This is a genomic window from Clostridia bacterium, assembly GCA_017410375.1.
In the GTDB taxonomy this organism is placed as follows: domain Bacteria; phylum Bacillota; class Clostridia; order RGIG6154; family RGIG6154; genus RGIG6154.
Genome location: JAFQQW010000014.1, coordinates 1 through 10,694, shown reverse-complemented (window position 1 = coordinate 10,694; position 10,694 = coordinate 1). Strand labels below are relative to the sequence as shown.

Here is a 10,694-nt window from a genome sequence, read left to right as displayed (position 1 = left end):
GTGTTTTGCTCATTTTATACTCTGCACCTCCTTTTAGCCGAAAAGTTTGCGAGCAATACTTTTCGGCTGGCTCGCAAAAAGTATTTCGGTGAAAACTTTTTGCGAAAGAGGAAGAGCAACGGCGCAAAAGAAACCCTTCGTCGTAAAACGAAGGGTGCCCAATGCATCGTTTGCTCTGACGAGCCTTCGGGTACCCCCAAACCGCGATGCAACGCGGTTTGGGCTCAGTTTGTCCATTCCAAACATTTTTTCCTATTCCCTAAAAAAGGGCTGTAATAAATTTACAGCCCCTTTTTATTCCTCTGCCTGTTCGTCAAAAAGCACTACCTCGGACAGTTGCAGTTCCTTTACTGTTCCAATCAGGCTTTTGCTGAATTTTTTTCGCACATAAATATAATTTGAAGTATAACCGTAATTGTAGCCGTCTTCGTACTTTTCAAAGTAAACCTGCTTGTTTTTGTGCATCTGACTTTCAATGAAATCCTTGCGCAAAGTATCACTTAAATGCGTTAGCGCACGCACCCGCTCGTGCTTGGTCTGGCGTGTGTTCTGGTCGGGGAGCGTGGATGCTTTGGTACCTGCCCTCGGTGAATACGGGAACACGTGAATTTTAGAAAGCTTTGCTTCTCTTAAAAAGGAAACAGTTTCAATAAAATCATCTTCTGTTTCACCCGGGAATCCTACAATCACATCGGTGGTGATGGCAGCATCGGGGAAATATTCCCGTATCAGCTTGCATTTTTCCAAATATTCTGCCGTGGTATACCGACGGTTCATGGCTTTTAAAATCTTGTCACATCCGCTTTGCAGAGACAAGTGAAAATGGTCACAGAATTTGTTTGTGTCCTTGCACCGCTGTAAAAATTCAGGTGTGATAGCGGTCGGCTCCATGGAAGAAAGACGCACACGCAATATTTTTTCAGGCTTTGCAGCAGCCTCTACCGCATCTGCCAGACAAACTTCTTTTTTAAAATCGTCACCGTATGCACCTACCTGAATGCCAGTTAAAATCACCTCGCGGATTTTATTTTCCGCAAGCTTTTCGGCTTCAATAGTGATGTTTTCTAAATCGCGGCTGCGTACCGGACCTCTGACGTAAGGAATAATGCAATAAGAACAGAAGCGGTTACAGCCGTCCTGAATTTTGATGTATCCCCGGGCACGGTCTGCGTGTCTGCCGGTTATGGGGGTTTCGGTAAAGGTACGGCAATGCATAATATCTTCTGCCAAAAAAGTGTTTCGCTTAAAGGTCTTGGCGCGTACAAGGTCTGCAAGCTTATTTTTATCGCTGTTTCCTACAATTAAATCTACACCCAAAGCTTCCTTTTCTTCTTCGGTCAGCTTTTCGGTCATACAGCCTAAAAGTGCAATAACACCTTTGGGATTCAAACGACGGGCACGGGCAATCATCTGCCGCGTTTTTTTGTCCGCCATAGCAGTTACGGTGCAGGAATTGATGACATAAAGGTCGCATACCTCGCTAAAATCCAAAACCTTGTATTTATGACGAATCAAAAGCTCCTTTAAGCTTTCGGTTTCATATTGATTGACCTTGCACCCTAAGGTGCAAAAGGAAACTGTACGCATGTAAAAATACTCCTTATATTAAATTTAGATTAAATTTCCAAAAATCACTTGACTTAAAAGCCGTAAAACTATATAATAAAAGTACAAACGAAAGGGAGGTAATTTATAATGAAAACTTTTAACATTATGCTCAACTCAATCAACGACGTTAAAAACTTTGTTAACGCTGTAAACAAGTACGATTTCGATGTGGATCTCACTTCCGGTCGCTATGTTGTAGATGCAAAGTCTATTATGGGTATTTTCTCTTTGGATTTGTCCAAGCCCATCAAGGTTGAAGTGTTTACCGATGAGCCTGACGCTTTCATGGAAGAAATGAAGGACTTTGTTATCGAATAAAATCCTATATAATTATATAAGAAAAAATTACGAAAGTCAAGAGGAATCCCATGCGAGATACGCCATCATCCTATAAATATCCCATTGAAAAAATCCCGGATATTAAGCTTTTGGTTTTGTATGTGGCAGAACAGGCTCGAAGTGTTTGTAAAAAGGATAAAATCAGCAGAACCTGGTTATCCGATTTCATCATGGAAAACATTGTAACCAATTATTTTATGGTGCAATGTGTAATCGGAGAGCTGAATGAAGACGGATATTTCTTTTCGTCTCTGTCCGAGGGCGGCAATGAAATGCTGTCCATTACAAGCAAAGGCACCGAGTCTATCGGTTACTTTTATACAAGATTACCCATTTCTGTGCGGGAAACAGTGGATATAGGACTGATTGAAAGTCTGACAGAAAAGGAAAAACGGGACGCAGTCAGTGCCATGTATGTTAAATACAACGAGCAGGTGCATATGGCATCCCTTCGTCTGTTTGACCGGGAAATTCCCCAACTGCACTTAGACATCACTATGCCGGATAAGGAGTCGGCAGTGGCACTTTCCAAAGCGATGGAAACCCACTCTGCAATCCTTTACCGCAGGGTTATGGAAGCGTGCACCGAAATCTTAGCTTTAAAAGAAGAACAAAACAAAAAAGAGTAGCATTGCTACTCTTTTTTTATGCTTCAATTCCCATTTTCTGCAACGCGTTAAAGCTTGTTTTTATGGCTTCAAACACATCGCCTTCACATTCATCCTGCTCCACAATCAGATACTTCATGTGCATATCCTTGGCAGATTTTATGATGCCCTCCCAGTACAAGTTTCCGGTGCCCACCGGTGCAAAAAAGAAAGGCACACTTTCGATTTTACCTTCTAATTGGCGGATGGCGTAGTCCTTTACATGCATCATAAACGCACGGTCTTTGAACATCAAAAGCGAACGGGATGCCTCGGTGCCTGCATTGGTCAGCCAGAACACATCCGGCATAAAATACACATTTTCAGGGTCGGTTTCGTTTAACAGAATGTCAATACCCCGTATGCCGTCAAAGTTGATAAATTCAAAGGCATGGAAATGGTACACAAATTTTAAACCCTTTTCCCGGCACAGTGCACCGATGCGGTTGGCTTCTTTTGCAAAAGTGCGGTAGCCCTCTGCGCTGCCGCGCAATTCCTGCGGAATAGAGTCGGTGCGCAGGGCGTCCACACCGTAAATGGCGGCATCTGCAACCGCTTTTTCAATGTTTGCCTCAATCTGTGTAAAGGGAAGAAAAACAGAGTCGGCGGTCATCTCATATTTGTCCAGCAACGCCTTATGTTCTTCAACGGTGAAGAAGGGGGGCGTTGTAATCTGCAGGTGTCGATAGCCGATTTCGTGGATTTTCTTTATGGTTTCAATATAGTCTTGTTGGGTTTTGGTTTGGTTACGCATGGTGTACATCTGTAAGCCGATTTTCATACTGTTTTCCTCCTTTGATTTAAAGATCTAACGCCATTTCAGGATATTCGGTTATCCCTTGTGCAAAGGGCGCAGGACGGGTGCAGGTGGTGGTCATTTTGTAGTTGCCTTTTTGGTTGGTGATGGCATCTGCCGCCTCTAACATATGAAGCGCCAACTCGCCCGAAGCCCGGGGCGGTCTGTTGTTTAAAATCGCATAACACATATCCGCAAGCCCTAAACCGCGACAGTCCTCGGTAAACATAAAATTCTTGGGCATGGGCATAAAATCACCCGTTTTCAGCTTCATTTCCACATCGCCCGTATAGGTGTTGCAGTCGGGAAGCTTTAACTGACCCTCTGTGCCGTGAATCATAAAATAATGCTCGCTGACCGATTCGGAGGTGGAGGTAAGTGTTACCAGCGCACCGCTTTCAAATTCTAAAATCGCCGCCGTGTTGTTGGGCGATTCAATTTTCATGATTTCGCCGTAGTGGGGCTGATCGGGATGCATGTACACTCTCTCGTTTGCCCCTCGGGTCTGAGAAAAGCCTGAAACGGTCTTGATGGGACCTAAAAGGTTGATCAGAGAAGCAAAATAATAGCAACCCATGTCAAAAATAATCCCACCGCCATGGCAAAATGCAAATCGTCTTTCCGGGTCGGTGCGGAACCGCTCGTGATGATATCCGCGAACCATGATGGCATTGCCTGCCACCGCTTCGCCAATCAGACCTGCATCATAAAGCCGACGTGCAGTCTGCATGCTCGAGCCTAAAAAGGTATCGGGTGCCGCACAAAGCATAAGCCCTTTGCCTTTTGCCAGATTATATAAGTATTTACCCTCTTCAAAGGTGGGCGCAATCATTTTTTCGGAATACACATGCTTTCCGGCTCTGAGTGCCGCCTCAATCACCTCCACATGAGAGGTGTGGTTGGTAAGATTCAATACAATATCAATTTCCGGGTCGTTTAAAATTTCTTCGTTGGTCATTTGCAGAATGCCAAATTCTTCCGCTCTCTGTTTGGCACGTTCTGGCTTTATGTCCGAACAGCCTTTTACTTTGACAATTTTAAAACGTTTGTTATCTCCGTCACACAGATTTCTGAAGTAGCAGGGACTAATCATGCCACAGCCGATAACACCCACCGTAAATGTTTTAAATGGCTTCATAAAAACCGCTCCTTTCTTTAGTTTTATTATACATGGCATGCTTTTCAAAATACAAGGCACAAAACGTGCAACAAATAGGACTTTTCGCTCAAAAAACTGTGTCGGCTACCTCTTTACAAATCTTAAAAAGTGTAGTATAATAAGTTATTAAATGATAAATGAGGAAGAAGCTATGATTTTAACAGATAAATGGCAGGATTATGCGGTTTTAGAAACGGCAAACGGGGAAAAATTAGAGCGGTGGGGCGACATTGTTTTGCGCCGACCCGACCCGCAGGTTATCTGGAACTGCAGTATGCCCTCTGCAAAGCAGGCACATGCGGTATACCACAGAAGTAAATCTGGTGGCGGAAAATGGGAATATAAAAAACAGCTTCCCGAAAGCTGGACCGTAAATTACAGAGATTTAACCTTTAAGGTACAGCCCACGGGCTTTAAGCACACAGGTCTGTTTCCCGAACAGGCGGCAAACTGGGATTTTGTGCGCGAAACCATTGAAAATGCCAACCGTCCCATAAAAGTGCTTAACCTTTTTGCTTACACAGGCGGTGCAACTGCGGCAGCAGCTGCGGCAGGCGCATCGGTTTGCCATGTGGATGCTTCGAAAGGCATGGTGACCTGGGCAAAGGAAAATTTAAAGTTGTCGGGGCTTGAAAATAAGCCGGTTCGTTATATCGTGGATGATTGTTTAAAATTTGTACAGAGAGAAGAACGGCGCGGTAATTTCTATCATGGCATTATTATGGACCCGCCCTCGTACGGCAGAGGCTCAAACGGCGAGGTTTGGAAATTAGAGGATTGCTTATACCCCTTAATTGAAGCATGCTCCAAAATCTTAGACGAAAAACCGCTGTTTTTCTTAATCAATTCTTATACAACCGGGCTTCAGGCATCGGTGCTGTCTAACATGATGCATCTGGTGCTGGGCAAAAAGTTTAAAATCCGCTCCATTCAGGCGGATGAGCTGGGCATTCCGGTACAGAATCAGCCGGTGGTTTTGCCCTGTGGCTCCACAGCAAGATGTTTGTTTGACTGAAAGGAACAAATCTTATGATTGAAACCAAAAATGTAAGCTGTACCTATGACAGCCCCGAGGCGGAAAACAAACGCCTTGTGGTAGATGGGGTTTCCCTTACCGTAAAGCCGGGCGAGTTTTTAGCTGTTTTAGGGCATAACGGCTCGGGCAAATCTTCTTTGGTAAAGCTTTTGAACTGTGTGAATCTTCCTTGCGGCGGTAAGGTTTATGTAGAGAATATGGATACAGAGGACGAAGCGTTGTTGTTTGAAATCCGCAAAAGAGTCGGTATGGTGTTCCAGAATCCCGACAATCAGCTGGTGGCAACCATTGTGGAAGAGGATGTGGCGTTCGGTCCCGAAAATTTAGGTGTTCCGCCCCTTGAAATCCGCACCCGTGTGGATGATGCGTTAAAGGCGGTGGATATGTATGATTTTATGCACACCGCGCCCCATAACCTTTCGGGCGGTCAAAAGCAGAGGATTGCTATCGCAGGTGTGCTTGCCATGCACCCGAAATACCTGATTTTAGACGAATCTACTGCCATGCTGGACCCGCTTGGCAGAAAAGAGGTTATGGATACCGTAAAGCGCCTCAATCAGCAGGGCATGACGGTGATTTTAATTACCCACTATATGGAAGAAGCGGCGCAGGCAAATCGCGTGATTGTGATGGAAGAGGGGAAAGTGGTTATGGACGACACACCCCGTAATGTATTTGAAAAAACGCAGGAAATGAAATCGCTCCGTTTGGGTGTGCCTCAGGCGACCGAGCTTGCATACTATTTAAAGCAGGGCGGACTGGACATTGGCGAAACGGTGCTGACCGCCGAAGAGTTTATCGAGGCATTTAAAAGGAGAATGGACAGATGATTGAAGTTAAAAATTTAAGCCATGCCTATAAAAATGCCGATTCGCTGATTTATGCAGTAAAGGATGTTTCCTTTACTATAGAAGATGGAAAAACCACCTGCATCATCGGTCATACCGGCTCGGGCAAATCCACACTCATTCAGCATTTAAACGGACTTCTGAAACCCACAAGCGGTGAGGTTTTACTGAACGGCACAAACATCTTTTCCAAAGACGTAAAAATGAAAGAGGTGCGTCGTAAGGTGGGACTGGTGTTCCAGTATCCGGAGTATCAGCTGTTTGAAGAAACGGTCTACAGAGATATTTCTTTTGCACCGAGAAATTACGGCTTAAAAGAAGACGAAATCAAAGAGCGGGTATACGCTGCCGCGAAAATGGTGGGCTTGAAAGAGAAATATATGGAAAAATCCCCCTTTGAATTATCGGGCGGTCAAAAACGAAGAGTTGCCATTGCCGGGGTGCTTGCCATGGAGCCGGAGGTTTTGGTTTTGGATGAACCTGCGGCAGGCTTAGACCCCTTTGGCAGAGAGAAAATTTTATATGAAATTGAAAAAATCCGTACCGAAAAGGGCATCAGCGTTGTGCTGGTTTCCCACAGTATGGAGGATGTGGCAAAGCATGCCGACAAGGTTTGTGTTATGCATGGCGGTGCTTTGACCTTAGACGGCACGCCCGAGGCGGTGTTCCGGGACAGTGCACTTTTAGAAAGAATGCGTCTGGACGTACCGCAAATCACAAAAATTTTAAGTGAGCTGCGAAAAATGGGTATGGATGTACCCGAAACCATTTTCAGTGCCAAAGAAGCGGCGGAATGGTTGCTTAAAAATATTGCACATTAATTTTGAAAGAAAGGAAAAGCAATGCTTAAAGATATTACATTAGGACAGTATTATCCCGGCAATTCGGTGGTACACCGTGCCGACCCCAGAACAAAAATTATAATGACAATCTTTTTCCTCGTGGCTTTGTTTATGGTGGAAAGCTGGTGGGGCTTTTTGCCTGTCGTACTGTTCCTTGCAGGCTTTATTGCTTTATCCAAAGTTTCTGTTTTGTATGTTCTGCGCGGTATAAAAGCCATTTGGATACTGGTTCTGATTACGGCAGTTTTCAATGTGTTTTTTACCGACGGCAAGGTGCTTTTTGAATGGGGCTTTCTGCGGGTAACCTATGAGGGGTTAAGCCTTGCAGGCTTTATGGCGGTGCGGATTTGTCTTTTGATTGTTGCCACCTCCATGATGACCTTAACCACAACACCCATTGCCTTAACCGACGGTATTGAAACTCTTTTAAGACCTTTGAAGAAGCTTAAAGTTCCCGTGCATGAGTTTTCCATGATGATGACCATTGCCCTTCGGTTTATTCCCACAATTATGGAAGAAACCGATAAAATTATAAAAGCCCAGAGCGCCCGCGGTGCAGATTTTGAAAGCGGAAATCTCTGGCAGAAGGCAAAAGCGATGATTCCGATTTTTGTGCCGTTATTTGTAAGTGCATTCCGCAGAGCAGATGAACTGGCAACTGCGATGGAATGCCGTTGCTATCAGGGGGATGTACACCGCACCAAGCTGAAATCCTTAAAGTTCGGTCTGGTTGACCTGTTCGGCTTTTTACTGATGCTGGCTTTAGGTGTTGCCTTGTGGGCTGTGGAGGCTTTTGTATGAGAAATATAGGCTTGTTGCTTTCCTATGACGGAACCTGCTATGCCGGCTGGCAAAAGCAAAACAATGCTATGACGGTGCAGGAGGCGATGGAAACCGCAATCACTGAAATTACAGGTTCGTATTCTTTTTTAGAGGGCTGTGGCAGAACCGATGCAGGGGTGCATGCCCTTTGCTATCTTGCTACCTTTAAAACTGAAAGTGCAATTCCTGCTGAGCGATTTCCTTTTGCACTAAACACGAAGCTACCGCCTGACATCCGCGTTTTTTCTGCGTTTGATGCGGATGCGGATTTTCACGGCAGATTCTCGGTGCAAAAGAAAACCTATCGTTACGAAATTTATAACACCCGTCACGAAAATCCTTTTTGGCGGCAATACGCATGGCATTTTCCTTATGTGCTGGATGTGCAGAAAATGCATGCAGAAGCGCAAAAATTTGTGGGTGCGCATGATTTCTTGGGCTTCATGGCATCCGGCGGTCAGGTCAAAACCACCGTTCGCGAAATTTATGAGACAAATGTATTTGAAGAAAACGGGAAAATCGTGTTTGAGGTTACAGGAAACGGCTTTTTGTATAACATGGTGCGGATAATGGCAGGCACACTTTGCTATATTGGTGCCGGAAAAATCACGGAAGATCTGGCGGAAATCATAAAGTCAAAAGACAGAAGCCGTGCAGGCATTACGGCACCGCCACAAGGGCTGTATATGAAAAAAGTGTATTTTGGAGAAGCGTATGTCGAAAATGAAACTGAATCCTAAAAAAAGAAATCTTATAATTATAATTGCTGTCTTAACGGTGGTGATTCTGTATTTTGCCATCTACTATTTTATGCCTATGCATATTTCGGATAAGCCGGTTGTGTTGCCGGCAGACACCATCAGCGATCACGAAATTGCAGTGGTACATAATGAGCTTGTAACGGTTAACACTAAGGGTGTTATGTGCTATGACAAAACCGGCGAGTATCAGTGGGATTGTGCCTTGCAGACTGCAGCACCCTTTATGGGCGTGGCAGATGACTATGTGGTGGTAGCAGATACCGAAAATGCCGAAATCAATATTTTGAAAGATGGCACACTATATGAAACCATCGCAGAAACCGAACAGATTGCAGGTATTGATGTCAATGAGAACGGTTATACCGCGGTTGTTACCGGGGAACCGGGCTACCGCTCTGTAGTAAAGGTATATAATAACTTCGGAAACTGCATATATAAATGGTACTCGGGAAGTGTGTATGTAACAGCACTGGCACTTTCGGATAACAACAAATATATGGTTGCAGCAGGACTTGACCCGAATGCCGAGGATGTGGCAAGCAGTCTTTATTTCTTTGATTTAAGACAGGAAAAGCCCATGGGAGAAGCAGTGCTTAAAGGCTCGGTTGCCTATAAAATCATTTATGACAAAAAGGATGCATACATATTAAGTGACAAGGGCATCTACTGTTATACCAAGAACGGAAAACTTTCGCATATGTATGACTTCATGGGTAGAAACTTACACGCCTTTTCCTTTGATGATAAGAAAGAAATTGCGGTTGCCTTAAACCGCGCGGATGCCTCGGGATCTATGCTTTCGGGGAGTGAAATCCTTGTCTTTAAGGATAATCTGAAGGTAAAGGGTTGTGCGGATGTAGACTTTGAAGTTACGGCTCTTGATATGCATGACGGCTTTGTAGCGGCAGCAGGTCTGCGGAATGTTTGCGTGATGCGGACAAGCGGAATTGTGAAATCCCGCGGCGAGCTGCAAAGTGATTGCAGCAGTATCAAGCTGTTTAATGGCGGTAAATCCTTCGCGACCCTGTCAGACAGCACCATTCACATTTATGAGGTGAGATTCGGATTTTAAAGGAGGAATTCCATGAACGGATTTATAAGCGGACTGGTAATGGACGTTATCCTGATTGCTATTCTGATTTTTTTTGTCGCTCTCGGTGTGCGTAAGGGCGCGGCAAAGAGCGTGGTTGGGGTGTGCTCTTTTGTGGTTACCATTGTTCTTTTTGCCATTCTTCGTGCCCCGCTACAGAAGCTCCTTTTGAATTTACCCTTTGTCCAAAGCTGGATTGACGGTATGGCGGTGGATTTCAGTACAAAAAACAATTTAGAGGAGATGGCGTTCTTTTTTGCTGCGCTGGATTCTACGGCAGAGTTGGTAGCAAAAGCGGTAGCGAATTTTGTCATCAGCATTGTGGTGTTTGCACTGATTTATGTTCTTTCGATATTCGTGTCCATGTTTGTGGGCGGTTTGCTTGTAAAGGTTATGAAATTGCCCGTGCTTCGTTCTGTTAACAAACTTTTGGGCGGTATTTTAGGCGCAACAAAAGGTCTGATTGCCGTTTGGGTGCTGACGGCACTTTTAGTACTTTTCGGCATTTCCGACGACATGGCATTTGTAAAAGCAGGTATCGAAAACGGTTTTCTTGTAAAGCTTGTTTATGATACAAACATTTTGCTGACATTATTTAAAGGATAAAAAAGGGGCTGTAAATTTATTACAGCCCTTTTTTAGGGAATAGGAAAAAATGTTTGGAATGGACAAACTGAGCCCAAACCGCGTTGCATCGCGGTTTGGGGTTACCCGAAGGCGTACAAAGGTACGTCGAGAGGCGAAGT

Annotated in this window: 13 protein-coding genes; 10 read left to right on the top strand and 3 right to left on the bottom strand. The window is 44.6% G+C overall.

Annotation, left to right across the window (positions count from 1 at the left end; all coding sequences use genetic code 11):
• A partial coding sequence (locus IJE10_01905) for a hypothetical protein (GenBank protein ID MBQ2966861.1) occupies positions 1–276 on the top strand: 276 nt, incomplete at its 5' end.
• An 18-nt stretch (positions 277–294) separates the two neighbouring features.
• Here the strand turns inward: IJE10_01905 and mtaB are convergent.
• Positions 295–1,587: a tRNA (N(6)-L-threonylcarbamoyladenosine(37)-C(2))-methylthiotransferase MtaB gene (gene mtaB / locus IJE10_01900; GenBank protein ID MBQ2966860.1), complete on the bottom strand. Its 1,293-nt coding sequence runs from the start codon at positions 1,585–1,587 to the stop codon at positions 295–297.
• Between the two features lie 108 nt (positions 1,588–1,695).
• Between mtaB and IJE10_01895 the strand changes: the two genes are divergently transcribed.
• Both IJE10_01895 and IJE10_01890 read left to right on the top strand, forming a co-directional pair.
• Positions 1,696–1,926 (top strand): HPr family phosphocarrier protein, encoded by a 231-nt coding sequence (locus tag IJE10_01895; protein ID MBQ2966859.1) that lies wholly within the window; start codon positions 1,696–1,698, stop codon positions 1,924–1,926.
• A gap of 50 nt (positions 1,927–1,976) precedes the next feature.
• Positions 1,977–2,576 carry a DUF4364 family protein gene (locus IJE10_01890; GenBank protein ID MBQ2966858.1) on the top strand — a complete coding sequence of 200 codons (600 nt, stop codon included), beginning with the start codon at positions 1,977–1,979 and terminating at the stop codon, positions 2,574–2,576.
• A gap of 16 nt (positions 2,577–2,592) precedes the next feature.
• Here IJE10_01890 and IJE10_01885 read toward each other — a convergent pair whose 3' ends face one another.
• Positions 2,593–3,375, bottom strand: a complete 783-nt coding sequence (locus IJE10_01885) for a sugar phosphate isomerase/epimerase (GenBank protein MBQ2966857.1) — start codon at positions 3,373–3,375, stop codon at positions 2,593–2,595.
• Positions 3,376–3,394: 19 nt separating this feature from the next.
• A complete protein-coding gene (locus IJE10_01880; GenBank protein MBQ2966856.1) occupies positions 3,395–4,528 on the bottom strand; it encodes a Gfo/Idh/MocA family oxidoreductase in 1,134 nt (377 codons plus the stop codon).
• 172 nt (positions 4,529–4,700) lie between these two features.
• Between IJE10_01880 and IJE10_01875 the strand changes: the two genes are divergently transcribed.
• Genes IJE10_01875 through IJE10_01845 form a run of 7 tightly spaced genes read left to right on the top strand, consistent with a single transcriptional unit; the run spans position 4,701 to position 10,554 of the window.
• Positions 4,701–5,564 carry a class I SAM-dependent methyltransferase gene (locus IJE10_01875; GenBank protein MBQ2966855.1) on the top strand — a complete coding sequence of 288 codons (864 nt, stop codon included), beginning with the start codon at positions 4,701–4,703 and terminating at the stop codon, positions 5,562–5,564.
• Between the two features lie 14 nt (positions 5,565–5,578).
• Positions 5,579–6,415, top strand: coding sequence for an energy-coupling factor transporter ATPase (locus tag IJE10_01870; GenBank protein ID MBQ2966854.1), 837 nt, complete (start codon positions 5,579–5,581; stop codon positions 6,413–6,415).
• Complete coding sequence (locus IJE10_01865) at positions 6,412–7,254, top strand: energy-coupling factor transporter ATPase (protein MBQ2966853.1); 843 nt, start codon at positions 6,412–6,414, stop codon at positions 7,252–7,254. Before IJE10_01870 ends, IJE10_01865 begins: the two co-directional genes overlap by 4 nt.
• Positions 7,255–7,275: 21 nt before the next feature.
• On the top strand, positions 7,276–8,076 hold the full coding sequence (locus tag IJE10_01860; GenBank protein MBQ2966852.1) for an energy-coupling factor transporter transmembrane protein EcfT: 801 nt from the start codon (positions 7,276–7,278) through the stop codon (positions 8,074–8,076).
• Positions 8,073–8,837 carry a tRNA pseudouridine(38-40) synthase TruA gene (gene truA / locus IJE10_01855; GenBank protein ID MBQ2966851.1) on the top strand — a complete coding sequence of 255 codons (765 nt, stop codon included), beginning with the start codon at positions 8,073–8,075 and terminating at the stop codon, positions 8,835–8,837. Before IJE10_01860 ends, truA begins: the two co-directional genes overlap by 4 nt.
• Positions 8,812–9,930, top strand: a complete 1,119-nt coding sequence (locus IJE10_01850) for a hypothetical protein (GenBank protein MBQ2966850.1) — start codon at positions 8,812–8,814, stop codon at positions 9,928–9,930. Before truA ends, IJE10_01850 begins: the two co-directional genes overlap by 26 nt.
• 12 nt (positions 9,931–9,942) lie before the next feature.
• Entirely contained in the window at positions 9,943–10,554 is a 612-nt protein-coding gene (locus IJE10_01845) for a CvpA family protein (protein MBQ2966849.1), read from the top strand.
• Positions 10,555–10,694 lie beyond the last annotated feature (140 nt).